This is a genomic window from Fictibacillus nanhaiensis, from assembly GCF_023715445.1.
Lineage (GTDB): Bacteria > Bacillota > Bacilli > Bacillales > Fictibacillaceae > Fictibacillus > Fictibacillus nanhaiensis_D.
In genome coordinates this window covers 1128472-1151688 of sequence record NZ_JAMBOD010000001.1, presented here as the reverse complement: position 1 = coordinate 1151688, position 23217 = coordinate 1128472, and the positions used below count along the sequence as shown (strand labels likewise).

At 36.1% G+C, this 23217-nt stretch carries 19 protein-coding genes; 16 read left to right on the top strand and 3 right to left on the bottom strand.

What is annotated here, in order from left to right:
• Positions 1–200 precede the first annotated feature (200 nt).
• Positions 201–851, bottom strand: a complete 651-nt coding sequence (locus M3196_RS05865; RefSeq protein ID WP_251321281.1) for a TetR/AcrR family transcriptional regulator — start codon at positions 849–851, stop codon at positions 201–203.
• Positions 852–1501: 650 nt separating this feature from the next.
• Here M3196_RS05865 and M3196_RS05860 point away from each other — a divergent pair.
• A complete protein-coding gene (locus tag M3196_RS05860) occupies positions 1502–2419 on the top strand; it encodes a ketopantoate reductase family protein (protein ID WP_251321280.1) in 918 nt (305 codons plus the stop codon).
• Between the two features lie 850 nt (positions 2420–3269).
• Positions 3270–4433 (top strand): NAD(P)-binding domain-containing protein, encoded by a 1164-nt coding sequence (locus M3196_RS05855; protein ID WP_251321279.1) that lies wholly within the window; start codon positions 3270–3272, stop codon positions 4431–4433.
• A 72-nt stretch (positions 4434–4505) separates the two neighbouring features.
• Here the strand turns inward: M3196_RS05855 and M3196_RS05850 are convergent, their stop codons facing one another.
• Positions 4506–5690, bottom strand: coding sequence for a GTP-binding protein (locus M3196_RS05850; RefSeq protein ID WP_251321278.1), 1185 nt, complete (start codon positions 5688–5690; stop codon positions 4506–4508).
• A 257-nt stretch (positions 5691–5947) separates the two neighbouring features.
• Complete coding sequence (locus M3196_RS05845) at positions 5948–7360, bottom strand: S8 family peptidase (protein WP_251321277.1); 1413 nt, start codon at positions 7358–7360, stop codon at positions 5948–5950.
• A 444-nt stretch (positions 7361–7804) separates the two neighbouring features.
• Between M3196_RS05845 and spoIIP the strand changes: the two genes are divergently transcribed.
• The 14 genes from spoIIP (at position 7805) to M3196_RS05775 (ending at position 23208) form a co-directional block, all read left to right on the top strand.
• On the top strand, positions 7805–8923 hold the full coding sequence (gene spoIIP, locus M3196_RS05840; protein ID WP_251321275.1) for a stage II sporulation protein P: 1119 nt from the start codon (positions 7805–7807) through the stop codon (positions 8921–8923).
• Positions 8924–9186: 263 nt separating this feature from the next.
• Complete coding sequence (locus tag M3196_RS05835) at positions 9187–9900, top strand: sulfite exporter TauE/SafE family protein (RefSeq protein ID WP_338082937.1); 714 nt, start codon at positions 9187–9189, stop codon at positions 9898–9900.
• A gap of 12 nt (positions 9901–9912) precedes the next feature.
• Positions 9913–11277 carry a HAMP domain-containing sensor histidine kinase gene (locus M3196_RS05830; protein ID WP_251321273.1) on the top strand — a complete coding sequence of 455 codons (1365 nt, stop codon included), beginning with the start codon at positions 9913–9915 and terminating at the stop codon, positions 11275–11277.
• A 3-nt stretch (positions 11278–11280) separates the two neighbouring features.
• Positions 11281–11958 (top strand): response regulator transcription factor, encoded by a 678-nt coding sequence (locus tag M3196_RS05825; RefSeq protein WP_251321272.1) that lies wholly within the window; start codon positions 11281–11283, stop codon positions 11956–11958.
• Between the two features lie 270 nt (positions 11959–12228).
• Entirely contained in the window at positions 12229–14136 is a 1908-nt protein-coding gene (gene asnB, locus M3196_RS05820) for an asparagine synthase (glutamine-hydrolyzing) (protein ID WP_251321271.1), read from the top strand.
• Positions 14137–14313: 177 nt separating this feature from the next.
• Entirely contained in the window at positions 14314–15714 is a 1401-nt protein-coding gene (locus M3196_RS05815; protein WP_251321270.1) for an MATE family efflux transporter, read from the top strand.
• A gap of 170 nt (positions 15715–15884) precedes the next feature.
• Positions 15885–16511: a nitrite reductase gene (locus tag M3196_RS05810; protein WP_251321269.1), complete on the top strand. Its 627-nt coding sequence runs from the start codon at positions 15885–15887 to the stop codon at positions 16509–16511.
• A gap of 12 nt (positions 16512–16523) precedes the next feature.
• Entirely contained in the window at positions 16524–17273 is a 750-nt protein-coding gene (locus M3196_RS05805; protein WP_251321268.1) for a PIG-L deacetylase family protein, read from the top strand.
• A 22-nt stretch (positions 17274–17295) separates the two neighbouring features.
• Positions 17296–19068, top strand: a complete 1773-nt coding sequence (locus tag M3196_RS05800; protein WP_251321267.1) for an ABC transporter substrate-binding protein — start codon at positions 17296–17298, stop codon at positions 19066–19068.
• Between the two features lie 62 nt (positions 19069–19130).
• Positions 19131–20114 carry an ABC transporter permease gene (locus M3196_RS05795; protein ID WP_251321266.1) on the top strand — a complete coding sequence of 328 codons (984 nt, stop codon included), beginning with the start codon at positions 19131–19133 and terminating at the stop codon, positions 20112–20114.
• The gene (locus tag M3196_RS05790) at positions 20107–20967 is read left to right on the top strand and encodes an ABC transporter permease (protein WP_251321264.1); all 861 of its coding nucleotides are present in this window, start codon (positions 20107–20109) and stop codon (positions 20965–20967) included. Before M3196_RS05795 ends, M3196_RS05790 begins: the two co-directional genes overlap by 8 nt.
• Positions 20968–21942: an ABC transporter ATP-binding protein gene (locus M3196_RS05785; protein ID WP_251321263.1), complete on the top strand. Its 975-nt coding sequence runs from the start codon at positions 20968–20970 to the stop codon at positions 21940–21942.
• Complete coding sequence (locus M3196_RS05780; protein ID WP_251321262.1) at positions 21932–22960, top strand: ABC transporter ATP-binding protein; 1029 nt, start codon at positions 21932–21934, stop codon at positions 22958–22960. The genes M3196_RS05785 and M3196_RS05780 overlap by 11 nt, the downstream gene beginning before the upstream one ends.
• A gap of 38 nt (positions 22961–22998) precedes the next feature.
• The gene (locus tag M3196_RS05775) at positions 22999–23208 is read left to right on the top strand and encodes a cation transporter (protein ID WP_251321261.1); all 210 of its coding nucleotides are present in this window, start codon (positions 22999–23001) and stop codon (positions 23206–23208) included.
• Positions 23209–23217 lie beyond the last annotated feature (9 nt).

Sequence of the window (23217 nt, the reverse complement as noted above, 5' to 3'; positions counted from 1 at the left end):
AACCGTACCAGCAGAATTACCACGATGTACACACATCATGGTGATCTTCTAGAAACTGAACATCGGGGGTCCTTTTTATGTTTTACAGCTGGTGGCTTAAGATATGGAAAAGTATCGAATGATTAGTTAAGTATAAAAATAAAAGATTGGCACCTGCTCTCCTTCAGCAGTCCAATCCTTATAAACTTAATATGAATTATTTATTTATCTTTTGAAAATGATTTTATGTGTTCAAGCATTGTATCTAATGCGGTAATGATTGGGCCGGGATCTCTCCTAACTTGAGTTAACAAAAGACCTCCCTGAAGAGCTGTTAGGAGTGCAAGTGCTAGTTTATCTGGATCTGCGTTTGAATTTAATTCTTCACGATTAAGCATAAAGCGTAAACCGTTTCGTATACTATCTTCCCATTCTAAAAAGCTGGAATTAATTTCTGAACGCGCTTCTGTATCAGTTTCAACTAATTCACTTGCAAGTGCGCCTAGGGGGCATCCTCCTTCACAATTTTTTTTAATTTGAATATCTACAATGAAATTTCTCCATGCATATAGAGCTTCAAAGGAGTCAAGATCAGTAAGGTACCGACTATGGTTTCCAATTATTCTGGAAGATTGGTATGAAATAACTGCCATTACTAACTCTTTTTTTTCTTTAAAATAATGATACAGCTGTGATGCACTTACTTTTGCTTTTTGTTGAACGTCTTCTATTGTAGTACCGGCTACACCTTGTTCATACATCAATTCTGCAGCCGCGACAATAATTCGAGTCCGAGTTTCTTGGCCTTTTTTTGTAAGTTTTGGTTTATTAGATTTATTTATTGATGTGTTCATTACTGTATTATATCTCAAAATTTGTTGACATTCCAATAAATAGTGTATAAGATCTGATTAATATAAAATGGAGTTAACACTCCAAAAAAATCCGATTTTATTTAATAAAGTGTGATAAATTAGCCGTATAGAAGCATAAATAACTTATGAATAATTAGTACCGGTAGTTATTTGTTTAAAATTAAGGCGAATATTTAACAAACTTACATATAGGCTTTTTTTAACTAGTTTTTGGAGTAAAAACTCCAAAAATGTACTTTTCATATGCTTTTTATTGGAGGAACATCCTAGAAACTGATTGGTTCACACGTATAAATGGGTGGAAAAAAGATGTTACTTCAAGCTAGTGAAGAAGCAGCATCTTATGGAGCGTCTACATTTTTGATCTATACCGGAACGGAAAATATTTGAACATAGTATAGTTAATTGATTCGAAAAATAAAAGGGGATCTAGAAAAGATAGACATAAAAATAGACATGGGTGTATCGGCTTACAAGCTCTTGACTATATTTGTTCATCACCCTCAATTAACAAAACTTTTGGAAACCCCATCCATAGGGAAAATAAAATATAAAGATGCTCCATATAAGCATGAAATTGCGTTACTTAAAAGAGAAATAAGTGAACCAATTCAAAAACTAATTTGAAACATTAAGGAGAGGATAGAATGAAAGTATTAGTAGTTGGTGCCGGAGCGGTAGGGGGTTACTTTGGGGCGAGATTGTACGAAAGCGGGGTGGACGTTACATTTTTGGTAAGAAGAAACAAACAAATGTTATTGAATGAAAGAGGTTTAAGTATTCGAAGCATACATGGTGATATATTTTTTTCCCCAAAAACCATAACTGCTAACAATCCTTCAAACGATTTTGATGTTATTCTAATTAGTACTAAATCATATCACTTATCTAAAGCAGTTGAGGATTTTAAACGTTTCGTAGGTCATAATACAATTATCATTCCATTGTTAAATGGTATTAGCCAGCTTGATGTACTACTTGAAACCTTTCCGAATAATAAAATTATGGGAGGTTTATGTTTTATTGAATCTACAACTAACGAAGATAATGTAATTATTCAAACTAGTTCTGTTCATGACTTAGTATTTGGTGAATTATCGGGCGGAACTTCAGATAAAGTACGACATTTAGAGAAAATATTCTCTAACACAAAATCTTCAATTCGTAGTAGTGATTTTATTTTAAGGGACATGTGGGCTAAATATTTCTTTATCGCATGTTTCTCAGGAATTACTACTTTATTCCGTTCTAGTATTGGATTTATTAGAGAGGATAATAAAGGCTTAGAAGTTATCACAGCTTTAATTAAAGAAATTGCACACATAATGCGGGCACATGATGTACCTATGCCTAATAATGTTGAAGAAAATCAGTTATTGAAAATAAAAAAAATGTCAAGAACTATGAAATCCTCAATGCTAAGAGATATAGAAAAAGGAGTTCAGATAGAAGTAGATCATTTACAAGGCTATCTATTAAAATTAGCTAACGAATATCAAATCGAATCACCTATCTTAAAAATTATTTATCTTAATTTAAAGGCATATGAGAATCAACTGGTTTAAATTATTAAATGAAATTTAAAATAGCGGCTTTAGTATGATAAGGGTGAACCAAATGTGAACTAAACAAATAAAAAATCTTTAATGGTGGGAATTTGTTAATTAGTAAAAAACAAAACCCTTGAATCCTCAAGGGTTTTTGGCTGTTATGTATGGTGGAGACTAGCGGGATCGAACCGCTGACCTTTTGGCTGCCAGAGGAAATCCAGAAATGAAACTGAGTTAATTCAGATTCAATAAGATTAAATAAGTCTTATTTTATAAGGGTTTTTAGAAATTCGGAATAAACATAAAACAATTTAAACCAATAGAATAAAATACGTCTGTGCACTAATTTGTGCACTAATTTTTATTTGAAATTAATTTTGAAAATTAGATAGAGCCTTTAAAAAGAGCTTTAAAGGGCTTCATTGAATTGAAAACTAAGTCATTTTGTATGCATCAAAGAATAATTCCAGTATCCATTTTCAATTTTTCAATTGATTTCTCATGTATTCCTTTAACACTTCTTCCATTTCATTTCCTTAAATCTCATTCATTGTAAATGTAATTTGCCTTGCTTTTTTTAAATCCATTACCGTTACCTTCGATAAAAATTAGTAGGACTCTTAGTTGGATTTCTCGTTTTAGTAGAAAAAATAAATTGTAAGTCTTCTTGAACAGTTCGCCTATTAGTCCCAAACAGTGGATGCATGTTCGTATGCATTATTACCATTCAAGGTAATAAATAAAATAGTTATACATATTTCAACCAATTCGGGAATTATTGTAATTAACATTTATCTATTATCAACTTTAAAAATCGTAATGATTACGATTTAATTATATTATCATTTGTAAAAGGAGTTTTTTGATGGGAAAATTAATCATTATTGGTGGTGGAATACAAGGCTGCACATTAGCTGTTCATTTATTAAAGACGCAAAAGATAAAGAAAAAAGATTTAATGATTATTGATAAAAATGCCAAACCATTACAAAATTGGACAAGGTGTACGGAAACAATATCAATGCCATATTTACGTTCACCGTCCGTACATCATCTAGATTTGAATCCGTTTAGTTTAGAAAAATTTTTAAAGAGAGAGGATTATAACAAAGGTCATTTCTATGGTTATTATGACCGGCCATCCTTAGAAATGTTTAATCATCACTGTCAGTCGTTAATTGATGAGGTGGAGCTGATGGACTGTTGGCAACAAAGTTCTGTAAACGGTTTGGAAAGAAATAAAAATCACTGGGTTGTCCGGACAGATGAAGGTAAGTCTTATAAAAGTGAAAAAATTGTGCTGGCCATAGGGTTAAGCGAACACCCCTTTTGGCCGGAATGGGCTTATGAAGCAAAGGTAAAGAAAGCTAGTATACATCATGTATTTCAAAAAGATATACCCGATTTCAATAAACTAGACCCTGCAGTAACTGTGGTTGGAGGAGGGATAACTGCAGCTCATTTGACTTTAAAGTTAATGACGTTGTTTCCTGGAGAAGTTACTATGATCTACCGAAAAGAATTACAAATTCATACTTTTGATTCTGATCCTGGATGGCAAGGACCTATGTATATGGAAAACTTTCAGAAAACCAAAGACTATCAAAGTAGAAGGAAAATGATTTTTGAGGCGAGGCATAAAGGTTCTATAACCAAAGAACTTTATCATCGTCTAAGGAAAGCTGAAAAAGAAGGGAAGATCCAATTAGTCAAAGATGAAGTGACATCCTTCTCAGTAGATACAAATACTATGCATTTTCAGTCGGGCTTAACTCAAAATACAGGAACTATCATATTAGCAACAGGTTTCCATTCTGCGCCGCCTGGAATTGATTGGTTAGAGAATACGATCAATCAGGAAAGACTTCATTGTGCAGAATGCGGATATCCAATTGTTAGCCCAGCTACATTAGAATGGGGAGAGGAACTCTTCGTGATGGGACCTCTAGCCGAACTTGAAATTGGGCCAGTAGCAAGAAATATAGCAGGGGCGAGGAGAGCCGTATCTCGTATCCTCCAAGCGATCTGAATATAAAATGTATACTTGAATAAACAAAAAGAACAGAAAGCTCTCTCTGTTCTTTTTGTTTATAATTAATGATTAACCAACAGTTTCAAATGAGGGAATCGGATCTGCCAGTAAAGACCAATCCTCGTTCATTTCGGTATCTGTCAAAAGACAAGAATCCAAGGTTTCTTCAATCTTTTTTTGGTTCATATCAATACCTATCATTACAATTTCCGTCATACGGTCACCGTAGATGTCATCCCATTTATTTAGTAATTCTGGTTCTTCTTTTAACGTTTGCTGAAGTTCTGCCTCAGGGTAGGCAGCAACCCATTCACCAGCAGCCTGAATAATAATAGAGGATCCAGCTTGTGAGATTAGACCTGTAGTATCGTTACGTGAAGCCAGCCAAAAGAAACCTTTTGCGCGAACAACATCTACGGGCCAGTTTTCTAGCCATGTCATCAGACGTTCAGGATGAAAAGGACGTCTCTTTCTATAAACGAAAGAAGAGATGCCATACTCTTCCGTTTCAGGAATATGTTCGTTATTTAACTCTTTTATCCATCCTGCGCTCTGGCTTGATTTTTCAAAATTAAACAGCTTTGTATTCATGACTTCCTCAAGGGGAATACGACCATAACTTGCTTCAACAATGCGTGCTTCAGGATTGAGTTTTATGAGAACGTCTCTTAACTCGTGAACATCATGTTGCTCCACTAAGTCAGTTTTGTTCAAGACGATAACATTAGCAAACTCAATCTGATCAATGAGTAAATCGACCACTTCTCTTGTATCTGTTTCATCTGTTGCTTCTTTGCGGTCTAGCAAGCTTTCACCCGAGGCAAAATCATGCCAGAATCGATTTGCATCAACAACCGTCACCATCGTATCAAGGATAGAAAATGCAGATAAATCTATACCTAGTTCCTCATCCACATAAGTAAAGGTTTGAGCAACAGGGACTGGCTCACTAATCCCTGTCGACTCAATCACGATGTAATCAATATCTCCGGATTGAGCAAGTTTTTCAACTTCTTTAATTAAATCTTCTCGAAGAGTACAGCAAATACAACCATTCTGCATTTCAACAAGCTTCTCATCGGTTCGTGTGAATCCTCCTTTTTTGACCAATGAGGCATCAATATTGATCTCACTCATGTCGTTGACGATAATAGCTACTTTTCGTTCTTCTTTATTCGCTAATATATGATTTAACAATGTCGTTTTGCCCGAACCTAAATATCCACTTAATACCGTAACAGGTATCTTATTCATATTCGTTATTCACCTTTCCATTCAAGTTTATAAAACGAAATGATTACGATTTACAAGATATATTTTAACTATATAATTTCATTTGTGCAAGTTATGGAGGTAATAATTCGTATTTATGTTACATGATTGCTAACTTGAATTAAGTGAACGAGGTCAGTTTAATTCAGTAGAAAAAGAAAAAAGGATTATTTAAGATAATTAACCTCATTAAAGCAATAAAAAGACCTGCATTAAACTTCATGCAGGTCTAAGGGTTTCTATTCAGTTAATGCATTATAGATGTTTGCTTCTCCCGCTCCATAAAGAGGATCTTGTCCACGCTTACCAAAGTCTTCAGCTGTTTTGCGTAGAACTGCTTGAACTTGTGCAGGAGAATATTCAGGATGTTCCGCTTTAATAACAGCAGCAATTCCAGCAACCTTTGGAGCAGCCATGGACGTTCCATGTAATAAAGCGTAGCCATTAAGATTAGGTGTTAAAGAATTGTTAGGCAGATATGTCGGCCAAGTAGACAACGTGCGATATAGGAAATCTCGTTTGTTCAAGTAATCGCCTTTAGGGTCTTGACGGAAAAGCCCATCATAGACTGGACCGTTGTCTCCACCAGGACCAGCTACATCGATCACGCTTCCATAGTTTGAGTAGAACGCTATGGAATCAGTAGACCATTGATTAGATGAAGAAACGGTAACGACACCTGGAAGTTGAGCGGGAACAACACGAGACGGTCCTTTGATATCCAGTCCGTAGCGTTCCTTCCAATAGGATTGCATGTCATGCAGACTGTTTAAGTTACGGGAATCATTCCCCGCAGACACAACAACCGTTACTCCTTTTTGTGTCGCATACTGAACTGCACGGTGATACGCTACCATCGATGCCGAGTCGCCTTTTTCATCCAAGTTGTGAGCCATCCAGCGCCAACCGCCGATACTCATGTTGATGACTTCGACTCCATCGTTCGCCGCAGCTACGATCGCGTCTGTGATCCAGGATTGCTGAGCACCACCGGCGGCACCGAAGACTCGGTAGGCGCGAACTTTCAATTCTGGACCGACTCCGAGTACTTTTCCGTTAGCCGCGATAGAGCCTGCAACGTGAGTTCCGTGTCCGTTCTGATCCCACGCATCCGTGGTTCCAGGAACGAAGGTTTTACTTCCTGCAAGGTCTGCGTTCGCTTTTAAATCCGGGTGGTTAAAATCAAGGCCTGTGTCGATAACACCTACAACGGTATCATGGTCTCCAGGGTTTATATCGTGAGACTTAAAATCATTCGTAATCCGTTTAACATCCCACTGATAGTCGTAATAGTTCGGAGCATCTTGCGGGATAGAAGTGATCGGTTTGCCGTCTGCTGGATTCAGTTCTTCTTCAAGGTAGACCGAAAGTTCCTCATCTGCTGCTTGAACGTTCTTGTCCTTTTTAATGTCAGACAAGAAATCAGGATCTGACGACCTGGCTTCAACGACGCCGATCTCTTCGATGACACGTTCGATTGTTCCCCCTGCAAGCTGGATCTTGGTTTCAAAATCTGATGGGATGCTGCCTTTGTAAGTGAGTAAATAATAGGAGCTGGCTTCCTCAGCTTTTGCAGGCTGTTCGTTTATTCCTGCAAAAAGAGAGAATGATAGAGCAGAGCACATCGAAAGAACCGCTAACTTCTTCTTCATTTTCCTAATCTCCTTTTTATGTAGGTATGGTGTAATCTTGCGATGTAACCGCTAGATTAATTTACTTGCAAGATAAAACATACCATATTGATTCAGGAAAAATTTGTCGCTTTATCGTAGTAAAACACAAAAATATTCGACATGTTGTTGGAGAGTAATTTACTGCTTTGTTTACCTCTATATGGTACAGGTTCATAGGAATGAATCTACTAAATAAACTATTGAAAAGATCAAATTAACAAGAATGAATAGATGCTGATTTTTTTGGCATCTTTTTTCATGATTAAAAACAAGAAGTGGGATTGCTTTGTATCTTACAATCTAGTAGCGAAAAAATATATTTTCTATTAAAACCATGTCTAAAAAAACAAGATTCGAATATTGATTAAGTAGAGACAATTTAAATTAATAGAGTTCAAAAGTAAATATCAACAGGGGGATTGTATGAGTAAAAGTGAAAATCTGTTAGTATCACTGGTATTTTCGATTATTTTAAGTTTTGTTATTGTCTTTTTGGTAACTTCCCTCCTAGTGAAAAATGGATTACTTTCTTCATCAATCACACAAAAGTGGTTAAAAGATTATGCTGCAGAGGGATTTGTTTATGCAATGGGTACGGAAAATCGTTATTTTACTCAAACACTTCCAAAAGAAAGTAAACCGCCTAAATTCTCTTCAATTTTGATACAGTTTGCAACTAACCTACGTCCTGGAGATCCACGAAGTTTACTAGGTTCAGAGATTCCAGGATTTGCTTTGTATGATGCAGAGATTTATATAGCTGGTAAAGGTACAGATTATTCTACTTTACCAATTGAATCCACACCTCCTATCTATGAAATCTTAAGAGATAGTAAACCTTCAGAAGATAACAAAGAAAACAATCGTATTGAAAATCCTGAAACTAATATTAGAGAAGTTGTTCATCTTTATCATTCACATAGCTATGAAGCATTTAAATCTTTATCGAATAACGGAACATATAACAGTTCTAATCCCGAGACAAATATAATTGCCATCGGTAATCTTCTTAAGAAGGATCTTGAAGAAAGAGGAATTGGAGTATCTCATGATACAACAAATGTGGGAGAAGAATTAAAAGCAAAAAATTGGGGTACAGGAAATGCTTATGTCCTTGCTAGGGAATCTGTGAAAGAAGTTCTTGCACAAAAAAAAGAAATTACCTACTTGATCGATATGCACAGAGACTCGCAACCTAGAAAAGTTACAACCATTAATATTGAGAATAAGTCATATGCCCGCTTATTTTTCGTAGTAGGAAAAGAACATCCTGGGTATGAAAGAAATCTCCAAGCAGCTGAGAATCTTAACAGGATGTTAGAAAAAAAATATCCGAATTTAAGCAGGGGGATCGTTATTAAAAGAAAAAATGAAGGTAATGGAATTTATAATCAAGATTTGACGAATAATGCCTTTTTAATTGAAATGGGAGGTATAGATAATAACATGGAAGAACTTGTTAATACTTCCGAAGCATTTGCTGAAGTTTTCAGCGAATTTTATTGGAAGACAGAGGATACAAAAACGGTTAATAATGAATAGGAGAGTGGCAAACCTCTTAATCTTTCTATAAGTTACATGATTAAATGATGTCATCGATTCAAATTACTTCAAGATTACACCCATTCTATTGATGGTTTTGAATGGGGTCTCTTTCAAGTCAGCACTCTTCCTATTACATTATCTTCATAATAAATAAATTTGGAGCTTTGTTGTCGTTCAATTGTTCGTTTCAAAATGCATAATTTCTTCACATTTGTACGGTAATGTTATTAGGGGAGTGAGAATATGTAGACTTTTTTAATATATTAAGCAGCCAACTAAATGAGCCTTTAAGCCGCCTTTATTTTAATAATCAAGGGATACCACTTCTGGCCGCCTTTCTTTTAGGTGTATTGGGTGCTGCTGCTCCATGTCAATTAACAGGGAATATAAGTACAATGATGTTTTATGGGAACCGTTCTATACAAGATCTTAAAGTTTGGCAAGAAGTGGTTGCTTACCTATCTGGAAAAGTCCTTGTATTTAGTCTTTTTGGTTTATTAGTTTGGTTGTTTGGTCAAACATTTGAACAAAGTTTAACGGCTCTTTTTCCTATAATTAGAAAGGTAACTGGCCCATTTGTAATATTTATCGGATTGTATTTATTGGGAATAATAAAAATGAATTGGAATTTAAATCTAATTAAAAGATCGTTCTTTCAAAAAATAAATGGAAACGGATCTTCTTTTTTATTAGGCATAATATTCACACTAGGGTTTTGTCCGACTATGTTTTTACTCTTTTTTGGCTTATTAATGCCACTTGTCTTATCGTCTTCATATGGAATTATCCTACCCGGGATATTCGCATTAGGAACTTCTGTTCCATTCTTATTATTACTTACATTGATTATGTACTGTGGACTAACAGGAGTGCTATTAAAGAGGAGTAAAAAAATGGCGAAAACCATTCAAATGTTATTTGGGGGCTTAATGATTATAGTAGTCATTTTTGATACATTTGTATATTGGTCCTAGTAGGAGGGATTTATGAGGATCTCAATCAAATTAGGGTTAATCATTTTAGTTATCATGTTAATAATTGAATTTTTACTGTTTTTTATCTTATACCAAGGCCTATTAGATAGTCGAATAAAGGAAGAGACGCAGGAACTCGTTTCTCGCGGCAATAATCACAGAGATGTTCTTGAGAAGAAATTTGATGATGTTACCCTCCATCATGTCGCTTTAATGGAATCTAAAGCAAAAACAAAAGTTGTAGTCATGGGGAGCGATAAAAAAATTTTAATAAACTCGAGTAATATAGACTCTAAAATGAAAGAAATTTTGAATAAAAGTATTACTCCGAGCCATCATGGGTTTTTAATACAAAATGATTGGAAAGAAAAAGCTTATTTTGCATCCGTATCACCAATAGTGATAAATGGAAAACACGTTGCACTTGTATATATGTTTCTCGATACAAAATTTATTCAAAAAATGAACGATCATCTGGTTGATGAGTTTATTAAAATAAGCCTTATCTCACTAATCATTCTAATAATAACGGTGAGTTTTCTTTCTAAAACTATTACAAGACCACTAATAAAAATGAAGGAAGCAACAAAAAAATTGAGTGAGGGTTACCATAAAGTTTCTTTAGATATTGATAGAAAAGACGAACTTGGTGAGTTAGCTTTTCAAATTAATTCTTTGTCAGATGATTTAAATCGACTTCAAAGAGACAGGAAAGAATTCTTAGCAAATATATCGCATGAGCTGAGAACCCCACTTACTTACATTACAGGTTATACAAATATTCTAAGAAGACCTAATATTGAAGAGGAAGAAAAGGTCAAATACTTAACGATTATAAATGAGGAATCAAAGAATTTAACGAAACTTATTGAAGATTTGTTTGAACTAGCAAAAATGGATCAAACGAGATTTGTTATTCAAAAAGAAAAAGTAGCGATTTCACATTTGATTAAGAAAGTACTTAATACCATTAAGCCTGCATTTTTTTCAAAGAATATCAGTTTAATATTTTCTTCTGATGGTGATTATATACTGGACATTGATGAGAAGAGAATATCACAAGTTTTATTAAATTTATTGGATAATGCGATGAAGTTTTCTCTAGAGAATACTACGGTTAATATTAATCTTATCGGTCATAAAGAATTCATACAGATTCAAATTAAAGATGAGGGCGAAGGTATCCCAGAGAACGACTTGCCGTTAATATGGGACCGGTTATATCGTGTGGAGAAATCACGATCTAGAGAAAAAGGTGGTTCTGGATTAGGTTTGGCAATTGTAAAAGAAATCGTAGAACAACATGATGGTAAAATTACTGTGTCTAGTCAAGTTGGAAAAGGTACGACGATTTCTGTATTTTTAAAAAGGGGATAAGCAATGAAAAAAATATTAATCGTTGATGACGAAGAAAGAATGGTTGAACTTATCGCTCTTTACTTAAAGCCTTATAATTATGAAATTATTAAGTGTTTTTCTGGTAATGAGGCTGTTGAAATAATTAAAAAAGAGCACATTCATTTAGTTTTGCTAGATGTGATGATGCCCGATTTAGATGGTTGGGAGACAATCCGATTAATTCGAGAATGGCTTCAAGTCCCTATTATTATGTTAACCGCAAGAAACGAAAAATTAGATATAGTGAAAGGTCTAAAACTTGGAGCAGATGACTATATTACAAAACCTTTTGATGAGGAAATTTTACTAGCTAGAATTGAAGCAGTCTTAAGAAGATCACAGCAAGAAACGGATATTGAATTTGGAATAGAGGGTTTAGTAATTGAAAAGAAACGACATTATATTTCCTATAACAACCAGCCGATTATCTTAACACCTAAAGAATTTGAAATGATCTACTTATTAATTAAGTTCCCGCGTCGAGTTTTTAATAGAGAGCAGTTAATTGAAATCATTTGGGGAATGGAATCTGAAACAGAAGGTAGAACAATAGATTCTCATGTAAGAAATATCAGAGAAAAATTTAGAAAAGCAGGGTTTCCCATTGAACAATATTTTAAAACTGTTTGGGGATTAGGTTATAAATGGGAAGATATTTAAACTTTAATTCTTCTATTCAACAGTCTATTCTGAATCAATTGCTAAGTGAATATCATCATTTCAATAACAAGCTATCGATTAAATCGATAGCTTGTTATTTTATTAGCTAGAAGTGGAAAAACTTCATAATTTATGCATATTTTTCTGTTATAACAAATCTACTAAAGTTTATGGCACTTCGATTACAGGAAATGAATTATCTCGATATAACAACAGGGGATTCTTCTTTTAAAAATAACTTAATGCATTAACCAATAGGGGGTATTTACAATGTGCGGTTTTATCGGTTATCTAAAAAACAATACGTTACAAGAAACAAATAAAGAAGTAAATAATTTTATGAACATGACAAATATTATTACGCATCGAGGACCTGATGATGTGGGGTATTATTTTGACCAACATATACGACTAGGTTTTAGAAGGTTAAGTATCATTGATCTAGACAGCGGGAAACAGCCTTTGGGATATGAAGACGATCGTTATTGGATAACTTTTAACGATGAAATCTATAATTACCTTGAGTTAAAACAAGATTTAGAACAGAAAGGACTATTTTTTAAAACTGATTCAGATACGGAAGTTATACTTGCGTTATTCAGCCTAAAACGTGAAAGGGCTGTAGATGATTTAAGGGGAATGTTTAGTTTTTTAATCTGGGATAAAGAGAAAAACGAACTGTTTGGTGCAAGAGATCACTTTGGTATTAAACCGTTTTTTTATTATGAAAATGAAGATGAATTATATTGTGCATCCGAGAAGAAAAGCATCCTTCTTGCTGCAAGTGGAGGTAGTTTTAATCAAGAGGCGTTACACTACTACCTCACTTATCAGTTCGTACCTGAACCACACACATTATCAAGCCAAATAAAAAGGTTGGATCCAGGCCATTATTTTATTAAAAAAGTCGGTCAAAAAATGAAAAAGAAAGCTTTTTTTAAACCTCGTTTTAACCCAATAAATAAACCATTCGAGGAAGAAGTTATAAATATTAGAGATGTATTGAGAGATTCAGTAAGGATGCATATGAGGAGTGATGTGCCTGTTGGAGCATTTTTATCTGGCGGAATAGACTCTTCAAGTATTGTTGCATTAGCGAAAGAATTTAACCCCAAGATTAAAACTTTCACGGTTGGTTTTGATCGTGAAGGATATAGCGAAATCGACTTAGCAAAAGAAACCGCTTCAGATCTCGGGGTTGAAAACATACATTATGTTGTAAGTTCTGAAGAGTTCATTGAACATCTGCCTCAAATTATTTGGCATCTGGACGAGCCTGTCGCAGATCCTGCATTAGTGCCTCTGTTTTTTGTTGCACGTGAAGCTAAAAAACATGTCACAGTTGTGCTTTCTGGTGAAGGAGCAGATGAACTGTTCGGTGGATATAATATTTATAGGGAACCTCACTCATTAAGATATTTTAATAATTTACCATCAGGAATAAAAGAGGGGCTAAACACATTTTCCAAAATCTTGCCTGATGGGACACGTGGGAAAAGCTTTATTGAGAGAGGAACAACTAGCATAGAAAATCGATATATCGGAAATGCAAAGATGTTTACAGAACATGAAAAGAAAGAGCTTCTTAAAGACTATCAAGGTAAATGGAATTATAAGAACGTTACAAAGGAGTTGTACCAAAACATTCAGCATCTACACGATGTTCATAAAATGCAGTACATTGACTTACACACCTGGTTGAGGGGGGATATACTTGTAAAAGCCGACAAGATGACCATGGCTAATTCGTTAGAGTTACGAGTCCCCTTTTTAGACAAGGAAGTGTTTAAGGTTGCGTCAAAGCTTGATCCTTCAAAAACAATAACGAATCAAACGACCAAGTATATATTAAGAAAAGCAATGGAAGGTATCGTACCAGACTCTGTCCTAACTAGAAAGAAGTTAGGATTCCCGGTCCCTATACGCCATTGGCTGCGGAATGAATTGTCTGATTGGGCTTATTCTTTGATCATTGAGAGCGATACTGATTATCTATTTAACAAAGTGTATTTATTGACTCTATTGGATGACCATCAAAAAGGAAAAAGGGATAATAGCAGAAAGTTGTGGACTGCACTTTCTTTTATTATCTGGCACAAAATTTATATCGAGAAGAGATATAATTTTAACAAAGATAAATTTCAGAACGGAGAAGAAACTAAGCTATTAAATGTGTGAGTAATTATCAAATTCCAAGTTCTCGTTTTCGAGGACTTGGTTTTTTTATTTTTGATGTACATAAAATTATTTAAAAGAAAGAAGGTGAAAACTAGTATATGTGGAAATTTAAGAACAATCATGTGTAAAGGAGGTTTAATGCATTGCTGAAAACATAAAAACTAAGGAAGTGATGAAATGCCACTTGATGAGGATGGTGCCATAAAGGAACAGACAAAATGGGGAAAAATCTCTATTATTCTCACTTTAGCAATTCCAGCTATGTTAGAGAACATCTTACAAACAATTGTAGGATTTGTCGATACTCTATTCGTAGCAAAGATCGGGCTAGAGGAGGTAACAGCAGTAGGTGTAGCCAATACGGTAATAGCCGTTTATATAGCCGTTTTTATGGCGGTTGGCGTCGGGGCTTCATCACTAATCGCACGGAGTATAGGAGCGGGAGATATTGAACAGGCGAAATCAATCGCTAAACAATCGACTCTCTTAACATCGTTAATAGGTCTATTCTTTGGAGTCGTAAGTATATTTTTGGCGGAACCTTTTCTTTTGATAATGGGTGCTGATGAAAAAGTTTTAGTGGATGGACTTCTCTATTTCCGAATTGTCGCGGTACCTTCCATATTCATTTCTCTCATGTTCATCTTCGGAAGTATTCTGAGAGCGTCTGGAGATACGAAAACTCCCCTGAAGGTAAGTTGGTGGATAAATATAATCCATCTTGGTCTTGATTATGTTCTGATTTTTGGAGTAGGGGATTGGGAGGGATTGGGAGTTGCGGGGGCCGCATGGGCTACAGTATTAGTAAGGATAATGGGATCGTGGATGCTCTATCATTATATTAAGAAATCAATCGTTTCCTTTTCACTGCGTAAAGGTACCTTGAACATGATAAAGAGCGTCATGTTATCCGTCATAAAATTATCCATACCTGCTGCGATTGAAAGGTTAATAATGAGAATTGGCCAAGTTCTCTACTTCGGATTGATCGTGCATATTGGAACAGAAACATTCGCAGCTCATACCATTGCGGGAAATATCGAAACTTTTTCTTACATGCCTGGATATGGATTAGCTATCGCCGCTACTACCTTAGTAGGACAAAGTATAGGAGCTGGAAAATTAAAAGATGCCTACCAATATGGTATTTTAACAACCGTGATCGGAATCTTCTTCATGTCTATGATAGGGGTCATCTTATTTGTTTTTTCTCCGTATTTTGCAACATGGTTCACATCAGATAAAAATGCCATTGATATGGTGGTAACTGCTCTAAGAATCGATGCATTTGCTCAACCCGCACTTGCTGTAGGATTGATCCTAGCAGGGGCTCTTCAGGGAGTTGGGGATACAAAAAGTCCCATGTATAGCACAGCATTCGGTATGTGGGTGATAAGAGTCTTAGGTGTTTACCTTTTTGGAATCGTACTCGGCTATGGAATAGCAGGGATTTGGATTTCAATTGCTCTAGATTTACTTATAAGAGCTATTTACTTATATGTGAGATGGATAACTTATTTTAAAATATCTACCGACAAACATTATACCAAGATAAGGGATAATTATTTTCAAAACTAAAATAAAAAAACCCATTGACTTATAAAAATTGGAATACTAAAATGGAATCAATTACATTTATTTTGAAAATTTAGAAAATTTATTTACTATTTTGCTTCCTAGCTGGTACTAGGTTTTTTTTACACCACATAATATACACTGGGAGGGTATGGTATAGGGGAGGTTTTTCATTGGAGATAAAGTTAGTTCGGCTAGCTGTCAACGGAGGAATTGGTTTTGGTGCACAACTATCACCTAAACAACTACTCCACTTGAGCAAGTACTTACCTGAGGATTCAGAAATTGAATTAACAACATTCCAACAGCTTATTATTCAAGTCCCAGAAGATAACCTGGTACAAATAAGGAATGAGTTGGAGTTAATAGGTCTTTCATGTTATTCAGTTGGAAACTATGTAAAGAGCCTAAGAACTTGTGGTTTTTGTAAAGGAGCAGAAGAAGAAGGTATGCCAGTTGCCATCGAGTTGAACAACCGTATCGCAGGTAAGGAAGTACCTTTTACACTACGTCCTGCATATACTGGTTGTCCTACCGCTTGTGGAGAACCGTTAGTAAACGATATTGGGGTTATTAAGCAAAGAGACGCTTATGATCTTTACTTAGGCGGTAAAGCAAATGGTCTTGATGCACAGACAGGTCAATTGTTTAAAAATGATTTACAACCAGACGAGTTGTATAAACTTGTAGATCAAATTATTGATGTTTACGCAAAAAACGGTAAAAAAAGAGAAAAATTTTCAAAGTTTCTTAATCGGTTTGGTATCGATCAACTAAAACAACAGTTAAATGTTGTTTAAAGGAGGAGTATCATGGGAGTTGGTAAAAAGGTTCTTTTGTTAGGTGTTTATGGCATGGAAGTTGTTGAATGTGGAGGGGCTTTAGCAAAGAATGTTTTAAACGGTGGTGAGTCATTTGCTTCAATTATGCTGTCATCAGAAAAAAGCCGCCCACAAATCTCTAAAGCCGCTGAAGTACTTGGAGTGAAAATGCATTTTACTAATTTTCAGTATGGTTATGTCGACTTAAATCCGGAATCTAAGATGAGGTTAGTGAAAGTAATAAGAGAAATTAAACCGGATATTATCATCACACAAGATCCTGAGCATTCCTTTCATGATCTAGACCCAGATCGCAGACAAGCAATGATACTCATACTAGAAGGTATAGCATTAGCCAGTAGAGACTTTGCGTTAGAGGAACTACCCGGTCTGGAACCTCATCCCATTCCAACTATCTATTACATGACACCTCATCATCCGAATACCGTCGTAAATGTTTCAGAAGTTTGGGAGAAGAAAGACGCAGCCATGGAAGTACTTGAAAGTCAGATGGAGTTTAGTGGAGTTCATTTTAAAAATGCATTATCGGAGAAGGAACTCGAGATTTTATCACCTGGTTTTACAGCATTAAAAAATGATTATGAAAAAGGACGAGCCGTTCATAAAGTGTTAGACAAAGCGGTTCATGTGTATCATGGTCTAGCTACTCACGGGCATTTCGCTTTAGCTGAAGCTTACAGAAGAGAAGGGAACTTTCATTTAAATGAACTAATTATGTAACAATGAAAAAGGGGGAAGTGTTATGGCTAAGTTTTTAATCCGTTTTTTGTTGGCATTCATCATCTTTTTAACGTCATTTCATCCTAGTGCTTACGCTGAGAAAAAAGTTGATGTAATGAAGATTGCTATTCCAAAAGATGAAAACACATTAACTCCGTATACCTATGTTACTGGATATCCAGGGCTAGATCTTGTCCACCTTGTATATGACACATTACTTCAATTAGATGAAAAAAATACTCCTCAACCATGGTTAGCCAAAGATTATAAAGTAAGTGAAGATGGCAAAACCTACGATTTCACCCTACATGAAAATATTAAATGGCACGATGGAAAGCCCTTAACAGTAGATGATATCAAGTTTACTGTTGATTATTTTATCAAGAATCCTAAATCACGTTTCACAAACCCTCTTAAAGTAATCCAAGAAGTTTCTATCACCGATGACAGTCATTTTAAATTTATACTCTCAGAAGCTGATCCGAACTTTTTAATTCAGCCCCTTGCAGACGTCCCGATACTCCCTAAGCACATCTGGGAAGCGGTATCTAATCCGAATGAAGCTACTAACGCTATTGGCAGTGGCCCATATATCTTAGAGGACTACAAAACTGGCCAATTCTACAAAATGAAAGCAAACAAAGATTACTTCAAAGGTGCATCTCCTGTACAACAATTAATATTCCCCATCATAGAAGATCCGACAGCGATGTTTACGGCATTAAAAGCCAAAGAAGTTGATGCGATTTCTTCAAGTATCACACCTGAAGTTGTTAGTGAATTCAAATCAAATCCCAACTTGAAGATCGAAGAAGGTCCTGGTTTCTCCACAACATTATTTCAATTTAATGCTGAAAAATATCCAATGTCAGAAAAGAGTTTTAGACAAGCCGTTGCGTATGCGATTGACAATCAGTATCTTGTTGATACCGTTACCCTCGGATTCGCACAAACCGGAAGTCCTGGCTTCATCCATCCATCCTCACCTTTCTATAATAAGGATCTATCATTTAAACCAGATATGAACAAAGCAAAAGATATCTTAGATCAAGCCGGATTTGTTGATAAGGATGGAGATGGTTTTCGTGAAGGAGCGAACGGAGAAAAAATTAAACTAGTAAATCTGGTTTATTCAACCAGTCCGCTACGGATTCGTACCGCTGAAATCATCACAGAATGGCTAAAAGATATCGGTATCAATGTAGAAGTCAGAGCGATGGATGCTACTACGGTCGACTCTCTTGTTTGGCCAGATTTTGATGTAAGTAAAGGAAGGAATTTTGATTTAGCTCTATGGAGCTGGTCGAACACCATGCAGTTGTTCCCTGACCGCATGATCGAATTGTTCCATTCTGATCCTTCTATTGGGTCTGTTAATATCGGTGGATATAAAAATAAAGAATTCGATGATCTTTCGAAAGAACTTTCACAAACCTATGAATCTTCTAAGCGAACTGAAATCATTAAGAACATGCAAGAGTTCGTCGCGGACGAATTCCCGATTGTTCCGCTATATCACGACAAAATTGTTAACGCCTATACACCTGCGGTCTATGATCAATTTTCGTTCCAAGAAGGAAAAGGGATCATTAATAAACTTTCTTTTGTTCCATCTTCTCAATCCAAAACCGCTACAAAGAATACAAGTGACGATAATCAATCCGGAGAAGTGAAGACGGATACTGAAAATAAAGGAAGCAATAATTCTCTCTTCTTCTTAGTAGGATTTATCGTACTACTAATAGCAGGAGGCATCTTTTTAAAGCAAAAATCAAATAAAAATACTGATGTATAAGTTCTAAGTTCCCGTAAAAATGAAACTTTTGCGGGAACTATCTACATTGCGGAGGTGAAAACATGTATAAGTTCAAATTCTTATACTCCAAAATGATTCAATATGTTCTAGTTATTTTTTTAATACTCACACTGAACTTTCTGTTGCCTAGATTAATGCCAGGAAGTCCATTAGCATATTTAGCCGGGGAAGATGTAGGACTGATGACATCTGAAGAAAAACAAAAAATTCTTGATAAACATGGTTTGAATGATTCTATAACTACTCAGTACATCGATTATTTATCAAACATCTTTACGGGAGATTTTGGGTTCTCTTATCAACAAAAAGTTCCCATCTCTGATCTTATTGAAGACAGACTTCCATGGACATTGCTGCTTACCGGGTTGAACCTGGTGATATCCACGATACTTGGAGTCATTTTTGGTGCTATGGCGGCGTGGAAAAGAGGGACAAAAACAGACATTAACTTGTTAACAGGATTCATGTTCCTTAGTGCGATGCCTTCTTTTTGGATCGGTATGATCTTGGTCTCACTTTTTGCATCAAAGTTAGGATGGTTCCCTGTGTTTGGTGCAGAAACTGCTTGGGCTGATTATCAAGGCATGGAAAGATTATTAGATATTGGACATCATATGATCTTACCGTTAATCACTTTAATCCTGATCTCCGTTACGACAACATTCATGACGATGCGTTACTCCATGTTAAACGTGCTTGGAGAAGACTATATTCAGATGGCTAAAGCAAAAGGCGTGAAAGAAAAAACAATCAAATACAAACATGCTATGAGGAATGCTCTTTTGCCTGTTGCGACTGTCTTTATGCTTAGTCTGGGGTTCATGCTTGGAGGCGCGACAGTGATCGAAACTGTTTTTGCCTATCCAGGTATTGGGAGACTAATGTTTGAGGCGGTTGTCAGCAGGGATTATCCGCTCATCCAAGCGACATTTTTAATCATAACCTTTAGTGTTATCATCGCAAATTTTATTGCTGATATTTTATATCCATTATTAGATCCAAAGGTGGGAAAAGAGAATGGATAAAGAGAAATGGAGAAGTTATTGGAAGACTTTAACATCAAGCAACCTCGGTCTGATTGGAATCGGAATATTAATCACATTTTTCTTCATTGCCATTTTCGCACCACTTATTGCACCATATGATCCATCGGAAAGAATAGCACCCCCCCTCATGAAACCGAACGGGAGCTTTTTACTCGGAACAAATGATGTAGGACAGGATATCTTTAGCGAACTGATCTACGGAACTAGAGTGTCATTATTGATCGGGATAATCGCAGCACTCATTTCAATTGTAATTGGTTGTTTAGTGGGAGTCGTTTCAGGTTATTTTGGCGGGAAAATAGATTCCTTATTAATGAGATTTGTAGATTTAATCCTTGTTATTCCGTTTTTGCCTTTAATGATTTTAATGGCTGCTTTTGTGGGACCGAGTTTTTGGAACATTATATTGGTCATCAGTATCATCTCATGGGCAAGTCCTGCAAGAGTTATCCGTTCGCAAGTCCTTACATTAAAAACCAAAGGGTTTGTGGAGGCGGCTAAATCTATTGGTACTAATATATCAACTATCCTAAGAGTACATATTTTACCTGGAGTTATACCAATCGCCTTAGCTCAGTTCGTTATGGCCGCGAGTCATTCTATCTTGATCGAAGCATCACTTAGCTTTTTAGGATTAGGTGATCCTTTCACTAAGAGTTGGGGTACAACATTATACTACGCCCAAGCCAGGGGTGCCTTTTTAACAGATTCCTGGATCTGGTGGATCCTTCCACCAGGTCTCTTAATTACAGCTCTCGTCGTCGGCTTTGCCTTAACCGGCTTCTCTATGGAAGAAATCCTTAATCCAAGATTAAGAAAGGGGAGATCCTAGATGACTATACTCCAAGTAGAGAATCTCTCAACTTACTACAAAACAGATAGAGGTGAGGCACAAGCTGTAGAAAACGTATCCTTTTCGATGAAAAAAGGGGAGATGCTAGGACTTATAGGAGAATCCGGTTGTGGTAAAACGACTGTCGCCCAGTCCATTTTAAGATTAATAGAATACCCAGGTAGGATTGTATCTGGTAAAGCATATCTTGATGGGATTGATCTGTTAACAGCAAAACAAGATGAATTAGAAAAACTAAGATGGAAAGATATATCTGTAATCCCTCAAAGTGCAATGAACGCATTAAATCCTATCTATACGATAGGTGATCAAATCGTAGAGTCTATCTTAATTCATGAAGATGTCTCGAAGGCGACAGCGATAAAAAGAACTGAGGAACTACTCGAGATGGTCGGGATAAAAAAGAACCGTTTTAAGAATTATCCCCATGAATTTAGCGGGGGTATGAAGCAAAGGGTCGCGATTGCCATGGCTCTCTCCTGTAACCCGAAACTAATTATCTCTGATGAATCAACAACGGGTTTAGATGTCTTGACCCAAGCGCAAATCATCGCCTTAATAAAACAATTACAGAAAGATTTGGGGCTGTCTATCATCTTGATCTCCCATGATCTTCCGATGGTAACGTCTGTATGTGACCGTGTTGCCATCATGTATGCAGGGAAAATTGTTGAGTTGGCAAACACTCAGGATATTTTAAAGCATTGCAGTCATCCGTATTCAAACGGATTACTCAATGCGACTCCTGATTTATCAAATCCTGATAAAGAAGTTGTTTCGATCCCAGGCAGTGTTCCTGACTTAGTCAAACCGCCAACTGGATGCAGATTCTACGATAGATGCAAAGCTAGGATGAATGTCTGCAAAGAGGAATCTCCTGATTTAAAAGAAATAAGACCTGATCACTTTTCAGCTTGTTTTCTCGAGGGAGGAGGTTACTATCATGTCCAATGAAACAATGGTAGAAATTAAACACTTGACCAAGGAATTTGAAGAAAAGAAAGGAGGGCTGTTTAAAAAGAAACGGCAAAAAGTTTACGCCGTAAATGATATTAACTTAAAGATCAAAAAGGGGGAGATCTTAGGCATCATAGGTGAGAGCGGGTGCGGAAAAACAACAACTGCTAGGATGGTCATGCGATTATTAAGAGAGTCCTCGGGTGAAATCTGGTTTAAAGGAAAGGAACTTTGTAGATTAAATGATCGTGAAACAAAGAAAATTAGAAAAGAAATGCAGATCATTTTTCAAGATCCATATGACACTTTAAATCCAGGTATGAGAGTTTTGGATATTTTAATGGAACCTTTGAACGCTCATTTAAGCCACATTTCATTTAAAGAAAAAGTAAACATGATCAAAGACATGGTAGAAGAAATCGATCTTAAGCCAGCTGATCAGTATATCTATCGTTATCCACATCAATTAAGCGGCGGTCAAAGACAAAGGGTAGCTATCGCGAGAGCTATCATCTTAAAACCTGCTTTCGTGGCTGCAGATGAACCGACTTCCATGTTAGATGTATCAGTTCGAGCGGGCATCTTGAATCTGCTGCTCAATCTAAGAAAGAGAATGGGGTTAACGATGATGTTCATCACACATGATCTTGCAACCGCAAGTTATATGTGTGACAGAATTGCTGTTATGTACCAAGGGAAAATTGTGGAGATCGGGCAAACACAAAAAATCATCCATAACCCTACACATCCTTATACAAAGGCTTTGGTATCAGTGGTGAAAGACCTGAACTATTTTATTGAAAACCGAGAAAAACTGATTCGAGACGGAGAAGTAGACAGCAGTCAGCAAACAAGCGGATGCCCCTTTTCTATGCGGTGTCCACATGAACATGAACGATGTAATCATGTTCAACCTGTATTAACGAAATTAAGTGGAGAGCATTTTGTTTCTTGTCACCTAGAAAATAAAGAAAATTTCAAGAGGCAAGAAGAGGAAGCAGTTAACGCCATTTAATATTAATTTTTCAATGCTACTAAACAAGGAGGTTCAATATGGAAAACATCGAATTTACAGTAAACGGAATGAGCTGCGGCCATTGCGAGAAAGCCATTCAAGATGCACTTATGGAATCACCAGGAGTTGAATCTGTAAAAGCAAGTGCCTCAAATAACAACGTTCAAGTAACCTATCAATCTGATAAGACGAACACAGCTCTAATCAAAGAAATAATAGAAGAGGAGGGGTACGACGTTATCGATTAGTTGTTAAAT

What these genes read in the sequence shown, in the direction of transcription:
- M3196_RS05780 (WP_251321262.1), top strand. Translation starts at nt 21,932, where the DNA reads ATGTCCAATGAAACAATGGTAGAAATTAAACACTTGACCAAGGAATTT.
- M3196_RS05805 (WP_251321268.1), top strand. Translation starts at nt 16,524, where the DNA reads ATGGGAGTTGGTAAAAAGGTTCTTTTGTTAGGTGTTTATGGCATGGAA.
- M3196_RS05850 (WP_251321278.1), bottom strand. Translation starts at nt 5,690, where the DNA reads ATGAATAAGATACCTGTTACGGTATTAAGTGGATATTTAGGTTCGGGC.
- M3196_RS05790 (WP_251321264.1), top strand. Translation starts at nt 20,107, where the DNA reads ATGGATAAAGAGAAATGGAGAAGTTATTGGAAGACTTTAACATCAAGC.
- M3196_RS05825 (WP_251321272.1), top strand. Translation starts at nt 11,281, where the DNA reads ATGAAAAAAATATTAATCGTTGATGACGAAGAAAGAATGGTTGAACTT.
- M3196_RS05860 (WP_251321280.1), top strand. Translation starts at nt 1,502, where the DNA reads ATGAAAGTATTAGTAGTTGGTGCCGGAGCGGTAGGGGGTTACTTTGGG.
- M3196_RS05800 (WP_251321267.1), top strand. Translation starts at nt 17,296, where the DNA reads ATGGCTAAGTTTTTAATCCGTTTTTTGTTGGCATTCATCATCTTTTTA.
- M3196_RS05775 (WP_251321261.1), top strand. Translation starts at nt 22,999, where the DNA reads ATGGAAAACATCGAATTTACAGTAAACGGAATGAGCTGCGGCCATTGC.
- M3196_RS05830 (WP_251321273.1), top strand. Translation starts at nt 9,913, where the DNA reads ATGAGGATCTCAATCAAATTAGGGTTAATCATTTTAGTTATCATGTTA.
- M3196_RS05815 (WP_251321270.1), top strand. Translation starts at nt 14,314, where the DNA reads ATGCCACTTGATGAGGATGGTGCCATAAAGGAACAGACAAAATGGGGA.
- M3196_RS05845 (WP_251321277.1), bottom strand. Translation starts at nt 7,360, where the DNA reads ATGAAGAAGAAGTTAGCGGTTCTTTCGATGTGCTCTGCTCTATCATTC.
- M3196_RS05785 (WP_251321263.1), top strand. Translation starts at nt 20,968, where the DNA reads ATGACTATACTCCAAGTAGAGAATCTCTCAACTTACTACAAAACAGAT.
- asnB (WP_251321271.1), top strand. Translation starts at nt 12,229, where the DNA reads ATGTGCGGTTTTATCGGTTATCTAAAAAACAATACGTTACAAGAAACA.
- M3196_RS05795 (WP_251321266.1), top strand. Translation starts at nt 19,131, where the DNA reads ATGTATAAGTTCAAATTCTTATACTCCAAAATGATTCAATATGTTCTA.
- M3196_RS05855 (WP_251321279.1), top strand. Translation starts at nt 3,270, where the DNA reads ATGGGAAAATTAATCATTATTGGTGGTGGAATACAAGGCTGCACATTA.
- spoIIP (WP_251321275.1), top strand. Translation starts at nt 7,805, where the DNA reads ATGAGTAAAAGTGAAAATCTGTTAGTATCACTGGTATTTTCGATTATT.